This is a genomic window from Cohnella cholangitidis (assembly GCF_014107495.1).
GTDB classification, from domain to species: Bacteria; Bacillota; Bacilli; order Paenibacillales; family Paenibacillaceae; genus Cohnella; species Cohnella cholangitidis.
On record NZ_CP041969.1, the window covers coordinates 5,453,211 to 5,477,703 of the forward strand.

Annotated in this window: 17 protein-coding genes and 2 pseudogenes; 17 read left to right on the forward strand and 2 right to left on the reverse strand. The window is 53.4% G+C overall.

Features of this window, described 5'->3' with window-relative positions; genetic code table 11:
- Positions 1 to 76 precede the first annotated feature (76 nt).
- Positions 77 to 217: a hypothetical protein gene (locus FPL14_RS24985; RefSeq protein ID WP_182300274.1), complete on the reverse strand. Its 141-nt coding sequence runs from the start codon at positions 215 to 217 to the stop codon at positions 77 to 79.
- On the opposite strand from FPL14_RS24985, the gene FPL14_RS24990 reads away from it, so the two are divergent.
- The 16 genes and pseudogenes from FPL14_RS24990 to FPL14_RS25065 all read left to right on the forward strand — a co-directional run bounded on the left by FPL14_RS24990 (position 210) and on the right by FPL14_RS25065 (position 22,471).
- Entirely contained in the window at positions 210 to 1,616 is a 1,407-nt protein-coding gene (locus FPL14_RS24990; RefSeq protein ID WP_182300275.1) for an ABC transporter substrate-binding protein, read from the forward strand. The two genes, FPL14_RS24985 and FPL14_RS24990, sit on opposite strands and share 8 nt — an antisense overlap.
- 81 nt (positions 1,617 to 1,697) lie before the next feature.
- The gene (locus FPL14_RS24995; protein WP_182300276.1) at positions 1,698 to 3,434 is read left to right on the forward strand and encodes a sensor histidine kinase; all 1,737 of its coding nucleotides are present in this window, start codon (positions 1,698 to 1,700) and stop codon (positions 3,432 to 3,434) included.
- Complete coding sequence (locus FPL14_RS25000) at positions 3,431 to 4,228, forward strand: response regulator (protein ID WP_182300277.1); 798 nt, start codon at positions 3,431 to 3,433, stop codon at positions 4,226 to 4,228. The genes FPL14_RS24995 and FPL14_RS25000 overlap by 4 nt, the downstream gene beginning before the upstream one ends.
- Positions 4,225 to 5,058, forward strand: coding sequence for a helix-turn-helix transcriptional regulator (locus FPL14_RS25005; protein WP_182300278.1), 834 nt, complete (start codon positions 4,225 to 4,227; stop codon positions 5,056 to 5,058). The genes FPL14_RS25000 and FPL14_RS25005 overlap by 4 nt, the downstream gene beginning before the upstream one ends.
- Positions 5,059 to 5,088: 30 nt before the next feature.
- Complete coding sequence (locus FPL14_RS25010; RefSeq protein ID WP_220471185.1) at positions 5,089 to 5,316, forward strand: carbohydrate-binding protein; 228 nt, start codon at positions 5,089 to 5,091, stop codon at positions 5,314 to 5,316.
- Positions 5,317 to 5,547: 231 nt separating this feature from the next.
- Positions 5,548 to 7,244: pseudogene (locus FPL14_RS25015) on the forward strand (extracellular solute-binding protein).
- Between the two features lie 72 nt (positions 7,245 to 7,316).
- The gene (locus FPL14_RS25020) at positions 7,317 to 8,219 is read left to right on the forward strand and encodes an ABC transporter permease (RefSeq protein WP_182300279.1); all 903 of its coding nucleotides are present in this window, start codon (positions 7,317 to 7,319) and stop codon (positions 8,217 to 8,219) included.
- A gap of 60 nt (positions 8,220 to 8,279) precedes the next feature.
- Positions 8,280 to 9,158: a carbohydrate ABC transporter permease gene (locus FPL14_RS25025; protein WP_182304155.1), complete on the forward strand. Its 879-nt coding sequence runs from the start codon at positions 8,280 to 8,282 to the stop codon at positions 9,156 to 9,158.
- A gap of 69 nt (positions 9,159 to 9,227) precedes the next feature.
- Positions 9,228 to 10,991 (forward strand): sensor histidine kinase, encoded by a 1,764-nt coding sequence (locus tag FPL14_RS25030; protein ID WP_182300280.1) that lies wholly within the window; start codon positions 9,228 to 9,230, stop codon positions 10,989 to 10,991.
- Positions 10,978 to 12,612: a response regulator transcription factor gene (locus tag FPL14_RS25035; protein ID WP_229264016.1), complete on the forward strand. Its 1,635-nt coding sequence runs from the start codon at positions 10,978 to 10,980 to the stop codon at positions 12,610 to 12,612. Before FPL14_RS25030 ends, FPL14_RS25035 begins: the two co-directional genes overlap by 14 nt.
- Positions 12,613 to 12,637: 25 nt before the next feature.
- A complete protein-coding gene (locus FPL14_RS25040; protein ID WP_229263664.1) occupies positions 12,638 to 14,836 on the forward strand; it encodes a glycoside hydrolase family protein in 2,199 nt (732 codons plus the stop codon).
- Positions 14,837 to 15,082: 246 nt separating this feature from the next.
- Complete coding sequence (locus FPL14_RS25045) at positions 15,083 to 15,991, forward strand: fumarylacetoacetate hydrolase family protein (protein WP_182300282.1); 909 nt, start codon at positions 15,083 to 15,085, stop codon at positions 15,989 to 15,991.
- Positions 15,992 to 16,006: 15 nt separating this feature from the next.
- Entirely contained in the window at positions 16,007 to 17,488 is a 1,482-nt protein-coding gene (gene gucD, locus FPL14_RS25050; RefSeq protein WP_182300283.1) for an alpha-ketoglutaric semialdehyde dehydrogenase GucD, read from the forward strand.
- A gap of 46 nt (positions 17,489 to 17,534) precedes the next feature.
- Positions 17,535 to 19,494, forward strand: a pseudogene (locus FPL14_RS25055) (YjhG/YagF family D-xylonate dehydratase).
- A 46-nt stretch (positions 19,495 to 19,540) separates the two neighbouring features.
- Positions 19,541 to 20,518, forward strand: coding sequence for a glycoside hydrolase family 43 protein (locus FPL14_RS25060; RefSeq protein WP_182300284.1), 978 nt, complete (start codon positions 19,541 to 19,543; stop codon positions 20,516 to 20,518).
- Positions 20,519 to 20,926: 408 nt separating this feature from the next.
- Positions 20,927 to 22,471 (forward strand): carboxylesterase/lipase family protein, encoded by a 1,545-nt coding sequence (locus FPL14_RS25065; protein ID WP_182300285.1) that lies wholly within the window; start codon positions 20,927 to 20,929, stop codon positions 22,469 to 22,471.
- Positions 22,472 to 22,531: 60 nt separating this feature from the next.
- Here the strand turns inward: FPL14_RS25065 and FPL14_RS25070 are convergent, their stop codons facing one another.
- Positions 22,532 to 23,296: a helix-turn-helix transcriptional regulator gene (locus tag FPL14_RS25070; protein ID WP_182300286.1), complete on the reverse strand. Its 765-nt coding sequence runs from the start codon at positions 23,294 to 23,296 to the stop codon at positions 22,532 to 22,534.
- 151 nt (positions 23,297 to 23,447) lie between these two features.
- On the opposite strand from FPL14_RS25070, the gene FPL14_RS25075 reads away from it, so the two are divergent.
- Entirely contained in the window at positions 23,448 to 24,485 is a 1,038-nt protein-coding gene (locus tag FPL14_RS25075) for an alpha/beta hydrolase (protein ID WP_182300287.1), read from the forward strand.
- Positions 24,486 to 24,493: the final 8 nt, after the last annotated feature.

Genomic DNA, 24,493 nt, shown 5'->3' on the forward strand with positions numbered 1-24,493 from the left:
ATAGGGAGGCACGACGAAATGAAGGCAGCAAAAGGTTGGGGCACGGCGCTTTCTTTGCTGATCGCGATCATGCTGGTTATCTCTGCTTGCGGTAACAATGACAACGCAAGCTCGTCAGGTCGCCAAGCGCGAAACCGACGGCAAGCAGCCAGACATCCGGCGATACCGGATCCGGCAATCCGGATATCTCCAAGTATCGCAAGCTCAAAGTGTACACGGTAGGTAATTTCCCTCAGAAGGACACCGCGGCGGTCGTAGCGGAGATCAACAAGTATCTCAAAGAGAAAATAAACGCCGAGATCGACTTCCAAGGACTCCCATGGTCCTCCTGGGCGGAAAAGATGGTTCTGGCATATCAGTCCGGAGAACAGGTAGACTTGACATTTGCTCCGAACTGGTCCGATTTTGCCAACAACGTAGCGAAAGGCGCCTTTCTGCCGCTCGATGAACTGTTGGCTCAATACGGACAAGGAATTACGCAGACGTTAGACGCCCGTTTCTTCGAAGGCGGCAAAGTAAACGGCAAAATTTACGCGATTCCTACGAATAAGGAAATCGGCGAAAGCCACACCATTATGTTAAGAAAAGATATGGTGGATAAGTACGGGTTTGACGTAAGTGCCATCAATACATTGGAAGATCTCGAGCCATGGCTTGAGACCATTAAGGAAAAGGAACCCGGCTTCGCTCCGATCTGGCTGTCGGGCAGCGGTTCCGATACGCTTAGTTACTTCGACAAAACCAGGAAAAGCATGGAGGAAAACTTCCGTTACGAGCTGGTAGCGGGCGCGCCTGCCGTAATCGTGCTGGACACGAAGACGGACAAGATGGTCATCAGCTCGATGGAGAACGATGCCGCTATTTACAGATGGAGGCTCTACAGCGACTGGTTCAAGAAGGGCTACATCAACAAAGATGCCGCAACGACCAAGACAAGCACCGAAGACGCATTGAAAGCAGGAAAAACATGGATGAAGTTCGGCTCCGACAAACCGGATTCCGATAAGGAAGATTCTAGCGCCACCGGTATCCAGCTCGTCAAGCTTAAAGGAAACGATCCCGAGATGAGCACGGCGAGCATCAGCAACTCCATGATGGCCATCGGGCGCACATCCGTCGATCCGGAGCGGACGATGATGCTGCTGAATCTTCTCCACACCGACAAGCATCTGGTCAATTTGTTCGATTTCGGCGTGGAAGCTCGTCAATACGTTAAGCTGGAAGGCCAGGATAATTTCATTAAGCTGCCGGACGGCGTCGCTACCCGAGCGGATACGGGTTGGGCACCGGGCATCGAGTGGATGTTCGGCAATCAGACGCTCACTTATTTGTGGGAAGGCGAAAGCGCTGACAAATGGGAAAAGTTCAAGGAGTATAACGGCAGGGCCCATAAGGTGAAATCGTTCGGTTTTAGCTTCAATACGGAACCGGTCAAAACGGAAGTATCGGTTATCAGCAATATTATCAAGGAATATCGTCCGTTGCTTGAAACGGGCAGTCTGGACGCAGACAAGGTTCTCGCCGAATACAACGTCAAGTTAAAAGCCAACGGCATCGAGAAAATCCGCGCTGAGGCTCAGAAGCAGTATGATGAATGGAAAGCGAAACAACCGTAAATAGGCTAGGGGGAAGACTAACAAAGTCTTCCCCCTTTCGTGCCGCATCGTCGCTTAAGGCCGAGCAAGAGGAGAGAGATTGTGAGACTATCGTTGCGATTTAAGGTAAGCGCTCTCGTTCTGCTATTAGTGACGCCTCTTTTTCTTTTCCTGTACTATACGAATATCTATTCAACGAACATCGTTCGGGAGAAAGTCGCGAATTCCGCCTCGGATACGCTGGCTCTTCATTTAAGCGCCCTTGACGAACTGCTGGAGCAGACCGGCACTTATTTGACTCGCACGGCAAACGACAACCTGCTGTTGGAACTATACTCGGCAAGCGACCCGGATAGCGTGAACTATTACGTTTCCCTGCGGAAATTGATGGATCAATGGTATAACGATGTCAGTTACTACTCCATTATCCGCACCGTGTTCGTCTATCATCAGAAGAGGGATGAATTGTTCCTAAGCAGCCGAAAAGAGTATTACCAAGAGAGAGACGACATCCGATCCGGATTGTCTTCGCGGCTGGAAACGCTCAAGCTTCCAACTTCTTTGAAGTGGGAAATCGTCACCGTCGGCGGCGAACCTGTCCTGTATAAGGCTCTGCCGGATAAAAGCGGAAGGTTGCTCATCGGCGTACTTGTCAGCATCGACTCGTTGGCACAGCCTTTAACGCAGCTAGGACCCGCAAGAAGCGATGAGAAGATCGGCATGATATCGAAAGACGGCAAGCCGTTATGGGGTCGATTCACGAATGAGGATCTCGTCAGCATCCGCGGCCTTCTGAATGAACAATCGGATCGCACCAGCGCCTCCATTCGTCTCGATGACGGTAACAACTATTTGTTCGTAGGCAAACCTTCCCTTTTTTCGGATCTCAACGCATTCATCCTATTGGACGAAAAATCGCTATTGGATGAGCTTCCTTTGTTCCAACGCGTTATCGAAGGCATTCCGGCCGCGGTTATCGTGATGTTGGTCATTCTTCTTATTCTACTTAGTCGGCTAGTGTTTAAGCCGATTCATTCATTGACTAGCGGAATGCGCATACTGGGCAAGGGACAATTGGATTACCGACTAAAGGAAGGGAATACCAAGGAGTTTCAGTTGATAACGGAACAGTTCAATCGGATGGCCGAACAAATCGGCGATCTGAAAATCGACGTATACGAAGAGAAAATGAAAGTCCAGCAGGCCGAGCTTAAACATCTTCAGGCCCAAATCAATCCTCATTTTTTTATGAACTCCCTGAATATCGTCTACCATCTGGTAGAGCTTCAGAAGTACTCTCTGATCAAAAAGATGATCGGCCATCTTGTTTCTTATTTCAGGTTCATTATGAGTACCAACGATACGTGGATTCCGCTTGCCAGCGAAATGAATCATATCCGGAACTATATGGAGATCCAAATGGTGATGTACCCGGATAAGCTGACCTATCGCGAACGTCTTCCGAAGGAACTCGAAAGTCTGTTCGTCCCGCCGCTGCTTATCCAGCCTTTCGTGGAAAATGCCATTAAGCATGGATTTATAGATAACTTAAAACCATTCCAAGTAGAGATAACGGTGAGCGCGGAATCCGGGGATGACGGGGTCCCGTACGTTTCCATCCAAATCAGCGACACCGGACGGGGATTTTCCGACCCGCAACTCGAAATGCTTAACGGCGGTTTATATGAAAAAGAGCCGACGGACAGCCAGTTGGGGGTATGGAACGTTCGTAGACGCTTAGTCATGTTCTACGACGAACGAGCGAATCTTGCTTTCCGGAACGATCCTCGGGGAGGCGGAGTGGTAGAGATGAAGTTGCCTATGACGAGGAGGCCGTGATCGACCCTATGTACCGGATTTTGATCGTAGACGACCAATATTTCGCTTTGCTCGGTTTGCAGCAAGGCGTGGATTGGGGCGAGCTGGGCGTTACGGACGTTAGGCTTGCGGAAAACGTAGAGCATGCGGTGGAGTGCCTAAGAAACGACGCAGTCGATCTGCTTATATGCGATATCGAGATGCCGGGGAGGAACGGGCTGGATTTGTTGGCCTGGGTAGAGCAACACTCGCCGAACACCCTGACCATTATGCTCACATGCCATGCGGATTTCGAATACGCGCAGCGTGCCATTCAACATGGAGCGTTTCATTATTTGTTAAAGCCCGTCGATTACGGGCAATTGAAGAAAGTGGCGGGCGAAGCTATCGCCGAAGCGGGCAGGCGGAAAGATCGGCAAAAGTATGACGATCTTATGCAGGATTATCGAAGGAAATGGGATCGGCAGCTGCCCATCCTGGTGGAACGCTTCTGGCAGGACGTTCTTAGCCGGCGAGCGTCGCTTCATCCGGATTCGTTGCAAAGATCCGCGGAAACTTACGGATTGGATTTCAAGCCGTGCGATCGTTTTATCGTGGTCCTGTTAGGTCTGGAGCAATGGAAAGAGAACCTGAGCGCGCGGGACGAGTCCATTATGGAATACGCGCTTCGTAATTTGGCCGGAGAACTTCTGTTGAGCGAGTTAGAAGGCGTCGTTCTTCAGAATCATGCGGGTCTTAATCTGGCGATCGTATACGAGAGGCGCGAAGCGGACCCTGTCGGCAACGTACTGAACGCAACTGCCGGCGGTTCTTGAACGAGTGCGAACGGCTGCTCCATTGCTCCTTGTCCATCTACATTAGCCCTTCGGTGCTTCTGTCGGAGATCGTGATCGCCTACGCTAACGTGACGGAGAGAGAACAACGCAACATCAACCGTTCCCGGCAAGTATTCACTGCCGTTTATCCGCCATCCGTTAAACCGCTGGAACAGATACCGACGGCGGCTCCTTTGAACTTGTTTTCGGAATGGGCCACCATCCTGGAACTCGGCGAACTAGAGGAATTGGATCGCCGCGTTACGCAATGGTTTAGCGGCAGCGGGACGGAAACCTGGACGAAAGAATCGCATGACCAGATCATCCATGGCATTCTCTTTATCATTCATACCCTACTTGCGAAAAAAGGGTTAACGATGCACGAGTCGGCGGAGTTGAAAAAACTGGCGGACAAGGAAAGCTATCCGAAACATATGACGGCCCTGCAGAGTTGGACAAGGGAATGCCTAGGGGCGACCGTGCGGCTTCTTCGGACAAGCAATAACGTATCCTCCACCGTAGTCGCCAAGATCGGACAATACATTCGTTCCCGCCTGAGCCAGGAGATAACCCGGGAAGATCTGGCCTCCCATGTCTACTTGAATCCGGCTTATTTGTCCAGGATGTTCAAAAAGGAGACAGGGCTATCTTTGTCGGACGCCATCATTCAGGAACGAATACAGGAAGCCAAACGATTGCTGGAAGAAACAGAATACAAGATTACCGATATTGCGGAAAACGTAGGTTATACCAGCTTAGGGAGCTTTTCCAACTTGTTCAAAAGAATTGTCGGCGTAACGCCTCAGCAGTATCGGGCTAGAAAAAAATAGAACGAGAGCTGGTGCCAGCATGCCGATCGGATGAACTTTCATCCGAATTATGCTCCGGAGGAAAATGATGAGGGAGATGGACAAATCGAGGCCAAAACCTCATGGAACGGCCCCGTTCTCGGAAGGATACCGGTCGACTGTACGAATGTATGGAAGGAATATTCCGTCGATCTAGACATCCCGGACGGCATCCAAGCTTTGTATTTTACGTATGTTGGCGAGGGAGGCGCAAATCTGACTTCGGTCGTGTTGGAATGATCCGTCGGGGCTAATATGCCTGGGAAGAGCCGTTCCCGCTGGAATGCATAAAGCGCTTACATATAGTAAAGCCCGGGTAACGAAGTAAAAACTTGCACATTGTTACAGCCAGAACGGGCTTATTATAATGAAAGCGTAGACATCGCATGCGGCATTGTCTCGAAAACATAAGATGGGGGAACGGCTATGAGAGGAAGAAAAGGAGAAAAAAAGTATGCCAAGACCGTAACAATGCTCTTGGCGGCAATCATGGTACTCTCTGCATGCAGCGGCAATAACGGAGACAATAAGGATAATGCGCCGGCGAATCAAAGCTCAGCCGCAACGAACAAAGGAAGCGATGAAGCCGCGGGAAATGACACGACGGCGGATCCGACGGGCAAGTACGATCCCCCGATTGAAGTAACGACCGTCCGGAATTTGAGCGATGTCGTCGAGAATAACGTACTTGGCGTACTCCAAGGCGAAACACTGGAAGACAATAGATGGTCGCGGCTGTACGAGGATCAGCTCGGTATTAAGATAAAGTACGACTGGGTCGTTAAGGGCAACCCCGATTCGGACCAATACCTGCAGAAGTTGAACGTAACGCTGGCTTCCGGAGAACTGCCGGATTTCCTTCCGGTTAGCCCGATTCAGTTAAAGCAATTGGCGGAATCCGATCAGATCGAGGATATGACGGAACTGTACGAGAAATATGCGTCTCCACTGACTAAGGATATCTTGTCACAGGAAGGCAGCGGCCCGTTCGATGCAGCGACGCTCGACGGTAGGTTGATGGCGATTCCGCAAGTCGAACCGTCGATTGAGCGATCCATGTTTATCTGGATTCGTACCGATTGGCTGGAGAAGCTCAGCCTTCAGCCGCCGAAGACAATGGCAGATGTGCTCGCGATTTCGAAAGCGTTTGCAGAGAACGATCCAGACGGTAACAATAAGAAGGATACGTACGGCCTCGGCATGACGAAGGACATCTGGGGCGGGGGAATGGGTCTTGAAGGTTTCATGGCCGGCTTCAAGGCGTTCCCGAACATCTGGGTAGAGGATGCGGAAGGAAATCTTGTTTACGGCAGCATCCAGCCTGAAGTGAAGAAGGCTCTTCAGGAGCTCCAGAATATGATGAAGAGCGGTCAACTCGACAAGGAATTCGGCATCAAGGACGGCGGCAAAGTGGCGGAAGACATTACGGCGGGCAAAATAGGCATGGAGTACGGCGAACAATGGAATTCCATCTGGCCACTGCAGCTTAACAAGAACAACGACCCGAATGCGCAATGGCGTGCTTTCCCGATCGTATCGGAGAACAGCGACCTGCCGAAAGTGCCTCAGAAGTTCAGCACGACGAAATTCTTCGCCGTCCGGAAGGGCGCGGAGCATCCGGAAGCGGTCATCAAGCTGTTCAATATGCACCTCGAGAAGAACTGGGGCGAATCGGCCGAATTTGACACGTATTACGCTCCGAAAGAAGCGGAAAGCGTGTGGCAGTTGTCACCGGTACAGCCGCGCCGCCGAAGAAAAACGTTACGGCGTATCGCGAGATCGACGCGGCACGCCAAGCGGGTGACATGTCGGTGCTGAAGGGCGAAGCCAAGACGATCCAGGAGAAGATTGACTTGTATAATTCCGGCTCGAAAGATGGATTCGCGGTATGGGGCTGGGAGCGCATTTATGGTCCGGAAGGCTCCATGGGAATTACTGACCAGTACGACAAGAACAATCAATTCCTGATTGACAAGTTCGTGGGTGCACCTACACCGACCATGGTCGAGCGGAAATCCACCCTAGAGAAGCTGCAGGACGAGACGTTCGTCAAGATCATTCTCGGCCAGTCGATCGATGCTTTCGATAAATTCGTCGAGGACTGGAAGAAGCTGGGCGGCGAACAGATTACTCAAGAAGTCAACGAATGGTACGCAACGACGAAGTAATGGTTAAGCAGGGGCAGGCGCCTATGGCTCCTGCCTCCTTGCTTCTTTGCACTTGAGACGGAGGGGATATACATGCGGAACAGAAAAGCGTGGAGGGAACTTCCCCTGCACTTGATGATCATACCGGGATTGCTGCTTGTCGGAATCTTCTCCTATATTCCAATGGCCGGCATCACGATCGCTTTTCAACGATTCATACCTGCCAGAGGACTGTTCGGCGACCAGAAATGGGTTGGCTGGGACAATTTCAATTATGTCATGGAGCTCCCCAGCTTTATGCAGGTACTCTGGAATACCTTATACATCTCAAGCTTCAAGCTCGTGCTCGGGCTTCTCGTGCCGATCGTATTCGCGATCTTGCTGAATGAGTTGAAGAACGAAGCGATCAAGCGCTCCGTCCAGACGACGATTTACCTTCCCTTTTTCTTATCATGGGTCGTCTTGGGTGGAATCCTGATCGACCTGCTGTCTCCATCCGGCGGAATTGTCAATAGCTTGCTGAAGTCTTTCGGAATGGAACCGATTTTTTTCCTGGGAGACAACAAGTGGTTCCCGGCCACTTTGATCGTATCGGACATTTGGAAGAGTTTCGGCTATGGAACCATTGTCTATCTAGCAGCAATAACGGGGATTGATCCGGGTCTGTATGAAGCGGCAACGATCGACGGCGCGAACCGGTGGAAGAAAGTGTGGCATATTACGCTGCCCGGCATGCAAATGGTCATCGTTCTGCTGGCGGTGCTGAGTCTGGGTCAGCTTCTGAATGCCGGCTTCGATCAGGTATTTAACCTGTATAGCCCGCAAGTATACGAGAGCGGCGATATTCTCGACACCTTCGTATACCGGATCGGATTGCTGGATGCTCAATTCGGTGTAGCAACGGCGGTCGGCTTCTTCAAATCGATCGTATCGTTCGTGCTGATCGCGGGTTCGTACTACTTCGCGTACCGGTTCGCAAAATACAGAATCTTCTAGGAGGAACCTTGAATGTCCGGCCAAACGTTAAAGCCTGCATCCCCCACGATATCTCAAACTATGAAAGCCGGCAAGCGGTTCGACTGGTTTGCGGCCGTCAATACGACGTTCCTGATTCTGGTTGCACTGCTGTGCGTGCTTCCGCTCATCCATATTATCGCGGTATCGTTCAGTTCCAGCACCGCTGCCGCAGCTGGCTACGTGAAGCTGTGGCCGGTCGATTTCACGCTCGCGTCCTATGAGTTCACCGGCGGTAGGGAAGGCTTCTGGCGCTCGATGCTCGTCTCCTTGGAACGAATCGCGATCGGAACACCGCTCAACTTGCTGCTGACGATCATGGTCGCTTATCCGTTGTCCAAAGAGTCGAAGAACTTCCGATTTCGTCTCGTCTATGCGTGGATTTTCTTCATGACGATGCTGTTCAACGGCGGGCTGATTCCGTGGTACGTCACGATTAAAGAGCTTGGGCTCCTCGATTCCATCTGGGCGCTCGTTCTTCCCAACTCGGTTCCGGTATTCAGCATCGTGCTGCTGCTGAACTTTTTCCGCGAAGTTCCCAAAGAACTCGAGGAGTCGGCCGTGATCGACGGCGCGAGCCAGTGGACGACGCTCTGGCGGATTTATGTGCCGATCTCCAAGCCCGCAATTGCGACGTTGGCTCTGTTCTCGATGGTGGAGCACTGGAACAGTTGGTTCGACGGCCTGCTCTTGATGGGAAACCCGGCTCATTATCCGCTGCAAAGCTACATTCAAACCATCGTGGTTCAGCAGAACTTCTCGGCGATGTCACGTGAAGATATTCTGAATATGGCGATGATTTCGGACAGGACGCTAAGAGCGTCGCAGATTTTCCTCGGCGCTTTGCCTATCATGGCGGCCTATCCGTTCCTGCAGAAGTATTTCGTCAAGGGCATTGTGCTCGGCAGCGTGAAGGGATAGCCAAAATGAGATGAAACGGCGGCGCACCACTTGAACTATACTTAAGGAAAAGATCGGGGGGAGACTGCGATGTTCAAGCGACCCGAATTTTCTTTGCGCAACACGATTTTTACTCGATTGGTGATGACCTTTCTGCTGATCATGCTGCCGATCATCCTGCTCGGCGTCTATATCTATCAATGGAGTATTCGTACTGCTAGCGATGATATTTCGAAGACGGCCGTTTCCCAAATCTCCTTCTATCTCAGCGACCTGGAGAACGAGATCGAACGGATGAAGCTGCTTCAATTCGGGATGCTGGAGGACACCGACATGAATAGGCTCGCCTTCACTTGGGAAACCATGGGGGACATTGAGCGGATGGAGAAGATCACTTCGGTACTGAATCGGATATATTCCCTGCAGAACAGCAGCGATAACATTCATAACGTGAGCGTGCATATCCGGTCTATCGCCAAAACGCTCTCCTCGCTGAACGGAGCGGGAAAATACGAAGGTGACCGGAATCGGGCGATTCGCGCCGAGTCCGGGGGACAGGGATCGGGGCTAATTCAATGGAAAGGGAATCTTTTCCTTCATGCCGCTAAGCCGAGCGGCATGAAGGGGAGAGAACCGCTGTTTACCGTCGAAATCGAGCTGGACAGCCGGAAGCTAAGGCAGGCGCTGCAGCAGTTCAATACGTATCCAGGCAGCAGTACGATTCTGATCTCGGGTCAGCCGGGCTTTGTGCTGGGAAGCGGCTCCGTCAGCGCGCTGGACAGCGAAACGCAGCAACTGCTCTCCGGGATCGCAGACGACGGTTCCGCAACGATTACGCTCGGGGAAGAACGGTTTTTCGTTTCCCATGCTTATTCCGACAGGTTGGATATGTCGATTTACCGTTTTATTCCGGAGCGAATCGTACGCAAACCGCTGGACAAATTTTATACATGGGCGTGGCTTTTCGCGGCTGGAGCCTTCGTTATTATCGCCGTATATGCCCTATCAATGTATAAGTTCATTCACAAGCCGTTACTTAAGCTGGTCAAGGGGTTCCGCCGTCTGGAAAGCGGAGATCTCCAGCAAGCTATCGACCACGAAGCAAACGACGAATTCGGCTATATTTATACTCGTTTTAATCAAATGGTCGTCAATCTGCGCACGCTGATCGATCAGGCGTATAAGCAGAAAATCATGGCGCAGCGCGCGGAATTGAAGCAGCTTCAGTCCCAAATCAATCCACACTTTCTGTATAACAGCTTCTTTATTCTCAATACGATGGCTAAGATCGGAGACACGGACCGAATCGAGCAATTCACGACCCAACTCGGCGAGTATTTTCAATTCGTAACCCGTAATGCGTCGGACGAAGTCACGCTCAAACAGGAAGTCCATCACGCTAGAATGTATACCGAGATCCAGGAACTTCGTTTCTCCAGAAGAATCAGGGTCCGATTCGATGAAATGCCGGCAGAGTTAGAACGGGTCATGGTGCCCCGCCTGATCGTGCAGCCAATCATTGAGAATGCATTCGAGCATAGCCTGGAGAAAATGACCCGGGACGGTATCATCGAAATACGCTTCGAGCGCTCGAAGGAGTGGGCCTGCATTGTCATTGAGGATAATGGCGATCGGTTAGCCGACGAGGAGCTGAGGCGGATATCTAAATCCATCGCCCATGAGAACGAGAAGTCGGAAACGACGGGCATCGTCAATATTCACCGCCGCATCGTAATTACGTACGGCGAAGGCAGCGGGTTGCAGGTCATGCGTGGGGAACTGGGCGGTCTCAAGGTGACGATCCGACTACCGCTGAGGGAGGCAAATGCAATTGTACAGAATGCTGATCGTTGACGACGAGGCCATCATTACCGACGGGATGGCTGAAATTCTGGCTAAACTGGACATTCCCGGGTTGGATATATACAAGGCTTACTCGGGTGGAGAAGCACTGGATTGGCTGAACAGTACACGAATCGACCTCGTTCTGTCGGACGTCCGCATGCCTGGCATCGGCGGAATGGAATTGATGGAGATTATCCGCAAGAACTGGCCGCGATGCCGTATGATTTTTCTTACGGGTTATAACGATTTCGATGCCGTCTATCAGGCTATTCAAACTTGGGGCGTCCGCTATCTCCTGAAGACCGAAGGCTACGACAAAGTGATCGCCGTGGTGCGGGACACGATTTACGAGTTGGATGAGGGGCTCCGAACCGACCGTCTCCTGGCGCAAGCCAGGGAGCAGCGCAATACGCTGGAAACGCTCGCGCATGGCGAATATTTCCGTCATTTGCTCGCCGGCTCCGGAACATTCGATTCGCTGGTGCGTTCAGAGGACTTTCCCAAGCTGAATATTCCGCTCGATCCGTCAGTCCCCGTTCTTCTCGTATTCGGGAGCATGATCCGAGCGGAGGAGAACCCGTCTTATGCAGACCGGCAGGAAGCGGCAATGGCCGTTATGCTTATCGGCGACTCCTTTCTTCGCGATATGACCCGTTGTGTCGGCATTATTGACCGATTTGGCGACCTGCTGTGGTTGATCCAACCGAATGCAGAAAGGCAAGAAGGATCGGACGCGGCATACGCCGATATCGTCCGTTTTTTGGAGGGGACACTGGAGCTGATCCAGGCGGCATGCTCGCAATCGCTGGCTATCGATGCCTCGTTCATGGTCGGCAACACCCCGCTGTCTTGGGAAATGCTCCCTTGGGCTTACGATCGATTGCGCCAGCAGCAGCATATCCGTGTAGGCGACGGGGCAAGCATGGTGATGACGGTAGACGTCGGGCAGGACGATTCGGCCGAACCGATCCGGGAGCGGGTGCGGACCGATAAAATCGACCTTCTCTCCGGTCATCTGGAAGGCGGGCGAAGGGATGCGTTTATGCAGACCCTGAAGGAAATATCCGAGCCAATAAACGGAGGACGAATGGTTAATGCGACGCACGTGATGGAGCTGTATTATTCCGTTGTGCTCGTGATTCTATCCTATATCAACCAGAGGCCGAGCGACAACCAACTTAAGGCGGCCGCTTTGCTGCCGCTGGACACGCATGCCAATTGGCACGAAGCGTTCGAGTATTTGACCCGGACGGCGGATAAGCTGTTTGCGCTCAGACGTCAAGGGGAGAGCAGCAGAGCCGCAGGCGCGATGGAAGGTATTTGCTCCTACATCGAACAGCATCTGAACGAGGATCTATCTCTTGTCCGGCTGGCCAGACATTCGCATTTTAACCCTTCTTATTTATCCCGTCTGTTCAAGCAGGAGAAGGGACAGAATTTGTCCGAATATATCGATCAGGCAAGGACTAAGAAAGCGAAGGAGCTGCTGACTAAAGACGAGTGGAAGATCCATGAAGTCGGATCTCGCGTCGGCTATGAAGCGGCACATTCGTTTACGCGATTTTTCAAAAAAATGACAGGTGTTACGCCGCAGGAGTACCGGGAAGCGGCAAGAGGCGTGGAACCGTGATGTTTTTCCATGAAGAGAGAGAGTGGTGATCTCCGTGAAAATAACGTATGGCGATTATGCCATCTTATTTAAGGATGGCGGTCTTGAGGTTCATAAGAACGATAAATTGCTCTATTACAACGAACGTCCCCTCTTTGCTACGGTAAAGACTTCCTCTGCTCTTAGTGAATTTTATGACGCCGTTTATACTGAAATGATCGAATCCGGTGACAAAATCACAGCAACCGGCATTCTGATCGTGCCATCCGGCTCTGAATTTTTATTCACAGACTTGTATGAAACGACCAGTGCAGGTTTCAAGGTAAGCCGCCAAGTAAAAGTGCTTAAGGCAGGAGATGATCTTGGTTTTTCCACCAAATATTCTTTGATCATGACGGAGTCTGACGATGCACATGACTATAACTATTTCATGCCAGGCGTCTGGTATAAACAGAACGAATTTGCTCCGGAACATTTCTTTGGCAAGGACCTGAATAACGAATATTTCTGGCAGATGGAAACCCGCTGTGCCTTGCCTCTTTTTGCCGTGCAAAATATGGCGTCCGGAGAGATGGCGGCTTTCTCGCGCTGGGCATCGGACGTGACCATGAGATCCACCGATATTGTGCTGTCCGAAAACAGTGTCGACCCCGAATTTACGGTCGGGGCCATTGGCATGAGTAAGCCGGAAAGCAGGACTTTAAATTATTTATATTACGGATTTGCGGTACGCAAGGATTTCGAGGCGAATATCGACGGACTGTCCATCGATTATGTATATCCGGGATGCGATGGACAGATGCCCGGCAAAAATCGGTTCCAGGGTCTTGACTACAAGGGGAACTCCAAAACTTTCCGCCGCGTCAATCACCCTTTGGAAACCGGCTTTGAGCAAAACTACGCTGTGGCGCTTCATTTTGGGCATTACAGCGGCTTCCAGCCCATGATGAAAGACATTTGGCGGACAACCTACAACCGGATGCGTGACAAGCTGTTTGATGTAGACAATGAGCGGTATTTCCACAACTGCATGAAGATTCTTAATACTTATACGCGTCAATACGGCGATTCATATGGTCTGCCCTTTGCCTGCCAACTGCCCGATATGGATATATCAACCGTGTCCTTCCAGTTCGGTTTCGTGGGACAGCAGCCGGGCATAGGCTATCAGTTGCTGCGTTATGGCGACAAAGAGAACGATCCCGATGCCTATGGAAAAGGGGTAAATGTGATTGACTTCTGGGTGAGGACAGCGATGACTGATTCCGGCTTGCCTCAGATGTGCTACCACCCCGGAATCAAGGCTTTTGAACCGTACCCGCATTATATCAGGATGCTTGCGGACGGGATCGAGGCGATATTGGATGCTTATCTCTATCAGCGCAAAAGGGGCGAAGAGAGACCGAGCTGGCTGGAATTTTGCAGAAAGACCGCCGATTGGCTGGTGAATATCCAGAATGAAGACGGCAGCTTTTACCGCGCTTATAATACAGACAGTTCCATCCGTATGGACTCGAAGGCCAACACGCCAAGCGTGATCCGCTTCCTGGTGCAGTTCTACCTGGTTACGGGCGACGAAAGATATAGAACCGCTGCCACAAAGTCCGGCGAGTGGTCTTTTGACAATGCCTACCGGGACATGGAATACCGTGGCGGAACGTGCGATAACACGGATATCATGGATAAAGAGGCCGGCATATACGCTTTGTTCGGATTCCTCGCCCTTTATGACCTGACCGGTGAAGACAAATGGCTGGAGGGCGCGGTCGGGGCCGCAGACTATACTGAAACCTGGACCTATGCGTGGAAATTCCCTGTACGTTCTCCCATGCCGAAGCATCCGTTCAATAAGTATTCCATTAGTGGACAGAGCATCATTACGATCGGCGGGGGCGCCGATGTGTACATGGCCGCATGTGCGTATACGTACTACAGGCTATATGTGATTACAGGCGATGAACATTATCTCGACTTTGCGGAGTTCATCCACAAGAATACCAGGCAGTCCAGCGATGTGGACGGCAGCGTCGGATATCTCATGCCGGGTCTGGGACACGAAAGCGGCAACTTTACCAGCCAAACGTTGGAAAGCCACTACCACTGGCTGCCCTGGTGCACCTTCGTCGAAGTTGATCCATCGTCCAGGCTGTATGATACCTTTGGCGGCTATGAGATTGCAGACGCGCAAAAACTCAATCCGGAGGAACGGGCGGCAAGAAACCGGGTTTATGATGCCTATGTTTAACTCCTGAACAATCATGACAGGGAGGAAAATAAGCAAGATGATAAACATACTATTTGAATGATTACGTTATGCTGGACGGAATTATCAAGGCAGCATATTGGAATTGAATGCGAACTGGATGGAAAGCGCTTTCCGAAGATTGCCCAGCAGGGAAAAACGTATTCCACCGGTACTGCGACTGGGTTCGCATGGCGAATTTCGCTCAATCGGAGAGGTTGCGAAACAAACTATTGGAGGAGATCTTAAATGCGTATTTTTCGGTACTGGGACAACTCACAAAAGTGTCTGGGAGCTCTGGCTGACGACGGAAAGGTCTATCGGCTTGATTCGCCGGATCTGATGAAGCTTGTCCGGGAGGCCAGGGCTGCGAACGTCTCGACAGACGAATATGTCCGTTCTCGGATTAACGGCCTGGAACCGCTTCGGGTCGTATCCGCGGAGTCGCTGGATCTCGCGACGCCTCTTGATGCGCCGGAGGTTTGGGCGGCCGGTGTCACGTATCAGAGCAGTCGCGAAGCGCGTAACAACGAAGCGACGGCGGGGCGCTCGGACGCTGAAACGTACTACGATAAAGTCTACGACGCCGAGCGCCCGGAGCTGTTCATGAAGTCGACCGCGGCCCGTACGGTAGGACCCGGCGAGCAGGTTTGCTTGCGTAGCGACTCGTCGTGGCAGGTGCCGGAGGCGGAGCTCGGACTGGTGCTGGACAGCGAAGGCGCGATTATCGGTTACACCGCCGGCAACGACATGAGCTGCCGCGACATTGAGGGGGAGAATCCGCTCTATCTGCCACAGGCGAAAGTCTGGAAGCGGTCTTGCGCGATCGGCCCGTTCGTCCGGCTGGCGGAGACCATGGCGGATCCGTACGCGCTGGCGATCACATGCCGCATTTACCGGGACGGGGTAAAGGTGGTCGACGAGACCGCCAATACCGGACAATTGAAGCGTAAGCTGGAAGAACTGGTCTCCTTCCTGAAACGGGACAACGAGCTGTTCGATGGTACGGTACTGCTGACCGGCACCTGCCTCGTGCCGCCGGATCAATTCACGCTGGCGTCCGGCGACCGGATTGAGATTGAAATCGAAGGGATCGGCACGCTGGCGAACACGGCCGTCTTTACCCACGAGTTGGAAGCGGCCGGCACTCACGCATAAGGAGGAATCGAAGAAATGGCAATCACGGATAACCAGATTCAGCAGGCTGCTGTAACGATAGATAACTATATCGACGGCTCTTGGAAAGCGCCGGCGTCCGGCAAACGGATGCCGAGTCTTAACCCGGCGCGCAGGAGCGAGATTGTCGGGCAGGTTCCCGATTCCGATCTAGGCGATCTGAACGAAGCCGTAAAAGCAGCCGAAGAGGCCCGCAAGGCGTGGCGCAAGCTAACCGGCGCTCAGCGTGGAGCGCTGCTTTTCAAGGTGGCGGATCTGCTGGAGAGTCGGATGGACGCGATCGGGCGGGCGATGACCCGCGAGATGGGCAAGACATTCGGCGAAGCGAAGGGCGAGACGGCCCGCGGTGCGGCAATCCTGCGTTATTACGCCGGAGAAGGCATGCGCCCGATCGGCGACGTCATTCCAGCGACGGACGCGGAGGCGCTGATGTTCACGACCCGCACGCCGATCGGCGTCGTGGGCGTGATTTCGCCGTGGAATTTCCCGGTAGCGATTCCCGTCTGGAAGATGGCGCCGGCTCTTATCTACGGCAACACCGTCGTCTGGAAGCCGGCAGCAGAGACTGCCGTCACTTCTGCGCTGGTGACGGCATGCTTCCATGAGGCCGGCTTCCCGGCAGGCGTGGTCAATATGGTTATCGGCGAAGGCGCGTTGATCGGACAGGGCATTGCCGAACACTCGGGCATTCATGGCGTCACATTTACGGGCTCAGGCGCCGTCGGGAAGCGGGTCGGCCAGATCGCGCTGGCACGGGGAGCGAAGTACCAGCTGGAGATGGGCGGCAAGAATCCGATCATTATCGCAGCTGACGCCGACCTCGACCTCGCGGTCGACGCGACGATCAGCGGCGGGCTTCGCTCGACCGGCCAGAAATGTACGGCGACAAGCCGAGTAATCGTGGTGAGGGACGTTTATGAAGCTTTCAAGCAGAAGCTGGTCGAGAAAGTCAAGATGCTTCGTGTCGGTGACGGGCTGGAGCAGGAGACATGGCTCGGCCCTTGCGCGAGCGAGAAGCAATACGAGACGGTCCTCCGGTATATCCGAACGGGCATCGAGGAAGGAGCCGACCTGCTGTTAGGCGGGCAACTGCCCGAAGAACCGACTCTCGGTGAAGGCTTCTACGTCACGCCGGCCGTGTTCGACCGGGTCAAACCTTCCATGACGATTGCAAGGGAAGAGATTTTCGGTCCCGTACTGGCGCTTATCGAAGCCGCTGACCTGGAGGAGGCGATTGCGATCGCGAACGATACGGAATATGGACTGAGCGCGTCGCTGTACACGCGAGACATCGGCAGCGCGCTGGCGTTCATTCAGGAGATGGAGGCCGGTCTGGTCCGCGTAAACGCCGAGACGGCGGGCGTGGAGTTGCAGGCTCCTTTCGGCGGCATGAAAGCTTCCAGCTCCCATTCGCGGGAGCAGGGCCAGGCGGCGATCGAGTTCTATACGTCGGTGAAAACGGTGTTCGTCAAGCCATAACCGGCTGGAAGGGGGACTCGGCATGAATGAACGTTTAAAGGCGGTCATGGGCCCGGACGAGGAGGATTATTTCGAAGTGGAGACGCATGCGCCCGGACCGTCAGGCTCCCTGCCGCTAACGTCGGAGCAGTTGTTGAACGCGCCGAGCGGCGACCTGTTCGGCTGGAGCCAGAATGTCGGGATGGGTTGGCGGCCGGAGCGGCTGAAGGGCCGGGAAGTGCTCCTCCTGGGCACGCTGGGCGGCATCCGCAACGAGGACGGTACGCCCGCGGCGCTGGGTTACCATACCGGCCATTGGGAAATCGGCATGCTGATGAAGGCGGCGGCCGATGAAATCTCCGCTGCCGGCGGGATTCCGTTCGCCGGCTATGTTAGCGATCCGTGCGACGGTCGTTCGCAGGGCACGACGGGCATGTATGATTCGCTGCCCTACCGCAACGATGCGGCAATGGTCATGCGGCGGTTGATCCGCTCGCTGCCGACGCGCTCGGCGGTCGTCGGCGTCGCAACGTGCGACAAGGGTCTTCCCGCCATGCTGATAGCGCTGGCAGGCATGAAGAAGCTGCCTGGCGTCATTGTGCCTGGCGGCGTCACGCTGCCGCCGACGCGGGGCGAGGACGCCGGCAAAATCCAGACGATCGGCGCGCGTTACGCGAACGGCGAGCTGACGCTCGAGGAGGCGGCCGATCTTGGTTGCCGCGCCTGCGCGACGCCCGGGGGCGGAGTGCCAGTTCCTCGGCACCGCGGGAACCTCCCAGGTCGTCGCCGAGGCGATGGGCCTGACGGTGCCGCACGCTGCCCTCGCCCCCTCGGGCCAGCCGGTTTGGAAGGCCATGGCCCGCCAATCCGCACGCGCGGCGATGGCGCTCGCGGCATCGGGCTTGACAATGGGTGACCTGCTCACCGACGCGTCCATCCGCAACGCTATGGCCGTCCACGCGGCCTTCGGCGGCTCGACGAATCTCCTCCTGCACATTCCGGCGATTGCGCACGCGGCGGGGCTCGCCGTGCCGGACGCCGGGGAGTGGGCGGCCGTGAACCGCGCCGTTCCGCGGCTTGTCAGCGTACTGCCTAACGGGCCGCTTCCTCATACCACCGTCCGCGTATTCCTCGCCGGTGGGGTGCCGGAAGTGATGCTGCATCTCCGAGAGCTGGGCGTGCTTGAGGAGAAGGCGCTCACCGCGTCCGGCCTTACGCTTGGCGAGGTGCTGGACTGGTGGCAAGGCTCCGAGAGAAGAAGGCGGATGCGCGCATATCTCGCCGAACGGGAGGGCATCGATCCGGATACGGTCATCTACAGCCCGCCAGCGGCGAGCGCGGCGGGATTGACGCCGACAGTCACGTTCCCGGTAGGCAATCTCGCGCCGGAAGGCTCCGTAATTAAATCGACCGCGATCGATCCTACGGTGCTGGATGAGAACGGTGTATTCCGGCACGTTGGCCGGGTGAAGGTGTTCACGACTGAGCGCGAGGCGATCCGTGCGATCAAGACTGGCGGCATCGCTGCCGGCGACATTCTGGCCCTGATCGGCCGCGGACCATCCGGGACCGGCATGGAGGAGACGTACCAGTTGACGTCGGCGCTGAAGCATCTATCGTTCGGTAAGCAGGTGTCGCTGTTGACCGACGCCCGCTTCTCTGGCGTGTCGACCGGGGCATGCATCGGTCATATCGGCCCCGAAGCACTCTCAGGCGGTCCCGTCGGCAGGCTTCGCGACGGTGATTGGGTAGACATCCGGATCGACACGCGCGGACTCGATGGCAGCATCAATATGGTCGGATGCGGTGAACGGCCGGAATTGCCGACCGCCGGAGCGGATATCCTTGCTGCGAGACCGCCGCACCCGGGCTTGACAGAAGATCCGGATCTGCCGGATGACACCCGCCTGTGGGCCGCATTGCAGGCAGCAAGCGGCGGCACCTGGAAGGGCTGCGTGTACGATGCGGATCGCATCGTTCGTACGCTGGAAGCAGGCATGCGTTTGCTCGGGGAAAGTGGTAGTTAGCGAATTTTTATTATCTTACCATTTGAAATAAAGAAGGAGATAAGTTATGAAAAATGCGCCTAAGCAGAATCAACCTCTGGTGACACATATTTATACGGCGGACCCATCGGCCCATGTGTTCGAAGGGAAAATTTACATCTATCCGTCGCACGACCTCGATCACGACGGACCGAGCAACGACAATGGCGACCAATATGCGATGGAGGATTATCATGTTCTTTCGATGGATGGCTTCGACTCCCCCGTCGTCGATCACGGTGAGGTCCTCCATCTGAGGGATATCCCATGGGCCTCCAAACAGCTTTGGGCGCCGGATGCGGCTTACAAGAACGATACCTATTACCTGTTTTTTCCGGCACGCGACCACGACGGAAACTTCCGAATCGGCGTTGCAACGTCGAAATCGCCGAAGGGCCCTTTTACTCCGCAAAGGCGGTATATCGAGGGCAGTTTCAGCATCGACCCGGCCGTGCTCGTCGACGACGGAAAGTCCTACATTTATTTCGGCGGGCTATGGGGCGGTCAGCTCGAGAAATGGCAGACCGGCGAGTTCAAGGCGGATGCGACGGGGCCGGCGGCGAACGAGCCAGCGCTCGGTCCGCGTGCGGCGCTGCTAAGCGACGATATGTTGAGCTTCCAGGGCAGTCCGCAGGAGATTTCGATCATGGACGAAGACGGCAATCTGATTCAAGCTGGCGACGAGGAACGGCGTTTCTTCGAGGGACCCTGGGTGCACAAATATAACGGCTTATACTACTTATCCTACTCGACGGGCACCACCCACAAGCTCGTTTACGCGGTCAGTGAGAATCCGCTCGGCCCGTATACGTTCAAAGGGACAATCCTTACTCCCGTCATCGGTTGGACAACTCATCATTCGATCGTTCAGTTCGGGGAGAAATGGTATCTGTTTTACCACGACTGCTCCCTGTCGGACGGGGTGAACCACAAGCGTTGCGTGAAATTTGCGGAGCTGCACTACAACGAGGACGGCACGATTCAGACGATCGATCCTTATCGATAACATAAAATAAAGAGGCTGCACGGCAGTGGGCTCTCCCAATGGAGGGCTTCATTTTTTCTAATCACGGCTGTAGCGATATCGATAAGCCGACCGATATTTTGTGCGAGAACTAAATCTTAGTATATATCAATAATGCATTAGTATAGATCATTGTTTTAATCGGGTCATTAATTTAAAATTTTTGTGTGTTGAATCCAATGAATGTAAAAAGAAAAAATGGAAACGCTTTCGCAATATCTTATTTTCTTTCAAATCCGATGGGGCTGGTCGATCCCGGCTTGGCATCTCAAGAGACGAGCCCCGATTTTCTCGGGGTTTTGCTTTTGGTTTTCAAATAAACCATGCCTATTGCCGGCTTCAGGCAACTTTAATGAGCTGCGATTGGACTTACGAAGGGAGACGTTAAACATGCTTAGAGTCGTAAAAGTTGAAAACGGTCTGGTTAAGGGACTGCCGGCAGCTGACCCTCGGATTACGAGTTTTAAGGGAATACCGTTCGCAGCTCCGCCCGTAGGCGATAACCGCTGGCGCGCGCCGCAGCCCGCGAAAGACTGGGAGGGCGTGCTCCAAGCCCACGAATTCGCGCCAATCTCGATGCAGGTGAGACAAGAGATCGACGATAACAACATTTATACCCGGGAATGGGCCGTGGAACCAGACATTGCGATGGACGAGGACTGCCTCTACCTGAACGTGTGGACGCCGGCTAATCGAACCGATGAAAAATTGCCGGTATATGTATGGTATTTTGGTGGGGGACTGCAGGTTGGCCATCCGGCCGAAATGGAGTTCGATGGCGAACGCATCGCCAAACGAGGCATCGTGGTCGTCACGATCAACTACCGTCTGAATGTCTTCGGATTCTTAGCCCATCCCGAAATCTCGGCGGAATCGCCGGAAGCGCCCGCCAACTTCGGGAACCTTGACCAACAGGCGGCCACAAGATGGGTCAAGCGCAATATCGCGGCTTTCGGCGGCGACCCGGACAACATCACCATCGGCGGTCAGTCCGCCGGCGGCGGAAGCGTCATGAGCCAGCTCGCTTCGCCTCAGAACGAAGGGCTATTTCAGAGGGCGATTATCCAAAGCGGGATCTTTACGAAACTATACCCGGGAACCCTCTTGCCCGGACATCGGAGTCATTTGGCGGAAGCCGAACAGGACGGCGTGAAGTTTTTTGAGTATCTCGGCGTATCCTCGCTTGCGGAAGCCCGGCAACTGGATGCGGTCTATCTCCGCGACAAGGCGGTGGAGTACCAAGGATTCTGGGGCACCGTCCCGGATCAGGCGTTCCTCTTAGGTAACCCGTTTGAATTGTTCGTTCAAAACAAACGCTGGATGGTGCCGGTTATGTTCGGCCATACGTCCTCCGAATTTTTCAGCGTTCCGAATGTCGATACACTCGGCGACTTCAAGAAGATGGCCTTGGACATGTTCGGAGACGATGCCGAGGCGTTTCTGGAGCTTTGCAACGCTCGGTCGGTCAACATCGAGGAGATCAAGAAGAAAGCTTCGGTGAGCGGCATCGAATATGCGATTCGAATTGCCGCAAAGGCTAATGCAGATACCGGGGTCGATACCCCTTTGTACTATTATAATTTCGACGCGGAGATACCAGGGTGGGATAACCCCGGCACCTTCCACTCGGTGGATCTCTGGTTTTTCTTCGAGACGCTTGCTAAATGCTGGAGACCGTTTGTAGGCAAGCATTATGATTTAGCCCGCCAAATGTGCAATTACTGGGTGAACTTCATCCGTTCCGGAGACCCGAACGGTCAAGATTCTACGGGAGAGGAACTGCCGCGATGGGAGCCCTATTCGCCCGAAGCACCGGGTGGGATGCTGTTCGCAGATCGGGCTGAGTCTTCCGGGGAACAACCGAGCGAGATCATGAAGTTCCTTGTGCAGCAATACTTCAAAAAGAAAAGGTTGTTCCTGCAACCGGAAAAATAGATGGGGAAAGGAGGAGCGATCGATGAAACCGTCATACGGCGGCGGAAGTGTGTCGGAGCATCAACCTTTCGCATGTTTTTGAAATTTTTTCGGCGGATTTCCTGTCATCTGTTTGAATTGTCTGCAGAAGTGCTCCACGTTCTTATACCCGCATCGAGAAGCGATTTCAGCAATGCTTTGGGTACTATGAATCAAATATTCTTTGGCCAATCGAATTCGGCTGTTGATGACGTCATCCATGCAGGAAATCCCGAAGGCTTTCTTGTAAATGTTCTGAAGATAGCCTGGACTGATTCGGAGATAATCCGCCATTTTCGAAATCGTCCAATAATCGCCCGGATTGTTTTGAATGGCGGTGCGAAGTCTCAAAAGATTGTAGTATTGGGGCGTAATGTCATCTTGGAAGTTGGATTCCAATAGTTTGTTGAACAGCGTCCTCAACAAACAGTCGATGGAAGATTCTCTGTAATCTCGATTAAAGTTGTGTTCGATGACTAACAATTCAAACAGCTTGTGGCAGTAGTCCGGATCATTCAAGGAAAAAGGAACGCCGAACGGAAGCGGCGATTCCGTTATATAAGGTTCATTGGATTCGAAGCGAATCCAGTCATTGGCGAAATAATCGGCGCAGGCTCGGTAATAGACTTTCTGTGATGGGCGGTAGAGAATAGCGCTGTGAGCGGGGTATTCCTTGAGATCGCCATTGACCCAGAATTGGGCGGGAATCTTGGTAATGACTAAGAGCCAGTGAAAGCCCACGGGAACATCGATTACAAAATGGCTTGAGTGCGTGGTATTGCATTCAACATAGTGAATATGGGCCATCCGTACCCCTCCCCGTAAGCATGTCTTTAATATACCATAGCGAGGAAAATAGGAATGAAGATTCGAGCTAGATCAGAGCCGTAGCCGAAGGGAATCGCAAAGCTGAATGAAACTGATATAACCACCAAGTCATAGGAGGCGAGGGAGAACGATGAAGAACTTGGATAGTACGGGAATTCCCGACGCATATATGAGGGCGACTGCTAGCGGCAAGCAAGGCACGGTTAAGGAGGTAGTTTATCCGGTAAATAACTATATTAACTCGTCGCGCCAGCTCGTGACGGATCGCCGAATCGATGCCGGGGAAGCGGGAAGAGCCACGGTTGACGGAGAAGCGATCATGAAATCTTGCAGCGTATATCTCCCTGCTTGTTACGACGAACTCGATGCGGATACCCGGTACAATGTGCTCTATTTGCTCCATGGAGTAGGCGGGGACCAATACGAGTGGTTACGCGGAAACGGGATTGATGGCGGAAATTATCTCTTGTGCAATATGTTGGACAATCTCATCGCGGGCGGCGATATCGATCCGATCATTGTCGTTATGCCGAATGGAAGAAGCTCATATGATTGGACGGATTGTGCTTTCAATTCCGAAGGGACCAACATGCTTGGGTTTTACTATTTTGATTATGAGCTGAGATACGATCTTATCCCGTTCATTGAATCTACGTTCAAGTCCTATGCTAATATTCGAGAGGTGTCTCCGGAAGCAGTTGAATACAGCCGTATGCACAGGGCTATCGCGGGTTTATCCATGGGCGGCATGCAGACATTGAATCTGATCCTTGGCGGTTATCGATGCGATTCCGCGGCGATTGCAGGTAAGGAGAGCGGTTGGAACAACGGGCTTACCGCGACTGTCCACGCTCGGGGGATGACCGATCTGTTCGCTTACGTAGGCGCATTCTCAAACGCGCCAACTTCAAGCGGCGGTAAGTTTCTGGGCTCTAACATCGCTTTGAGCGGCAACAGACTTAAATTGCTGTATATGACATGCGGAGATGCGGATGATGTATCGATCGATTGCTACGCGCAATCGATTGACGGTCTCGCGGACATTGCAGGGGATTATCTCGATGCGTATTACCAAGTCTCGATCAAGGACGGTGTTCATGATTTCAACGTGTGGTACAACGGCGCGTATCATTTTACCCGTCTGTTATTCGGGAATGGAAGTCATTAAGGAGAGAT

Coding starts and splice junctions, on each gene's coding strand:
- FPL14_RS25010 (WP_220471185.1), top strand. CDS start 5,089: ATGAACTTTCATCCGAATTATGCTCCGGAGGAAAATGATGAGGGAGAT.
- FPL14_RS25020 (WP_182300279.1), top strand. CDS start 7,317: ATGCGGAACAGAAAAGCGTGGAGGGAACTTCCCCTGCACTTGATGATC.
- FPL14_RS25025 (WP_182304155.1), top strand. CDS start 8,280: ATGAAAGCCGGCAAGCGGTTCGACTGGTTTGCGGCCGTCAATACGACG.
- FPL14_RS25030 (WP_182300280.1), top strand. CDS start 9,228: ATGTTCAAGCGACCCGAATTTTCTTTGCGCAACACGATTTTTACTCGA.
- FPL14_RS25035 (WP_229264016.1), top strand. CDS start 10,978: ATGCTGATCGTTGACGACGAGGCCATCATTACCGACGGGATGGCTGAA.
- FPL14_RS25045 (WP_182300282.1), top strand. CDS start 15,083: ATGCGTATTTTTCGGTACTGGGACAACTCACAAAAGTGTCTGGGAGCT.
- gucD (WP_182300283.1), top strand. CDS start 16,007: ATGGCAATCACGGATAACCAGATTCAGCAGGCTGCTGTAACGATAGAT.
- FPL14_RS25060 (WP_182300284.1), top strand. CDS start 19,541: ATGAAAAATGCGCCTAAGCAGAATCAACCTCTGGTGACACATATTTAT.
- FPL14_RS25065 (WP_182300285.1), top strand. CDS start 20,927: ATGCTTAGAGTCGTAAAAGTTGAAAACGGTCTGGTTAAGGGACTGCCG.
- FPL14_RS25070 (WP_182300286.1), bottom strand. CDS start 23,296: ATGGCCCATATTCACTATGTTGAATGCAATACCACGCACTCAAGCCAT.
- FPL14_RS25075 (WP_182300287.1), top strand. CDS start 23,448: ATGAAGAACTTGGATAGTACGGGAATTCCCGACGCATATATGAGGGCG.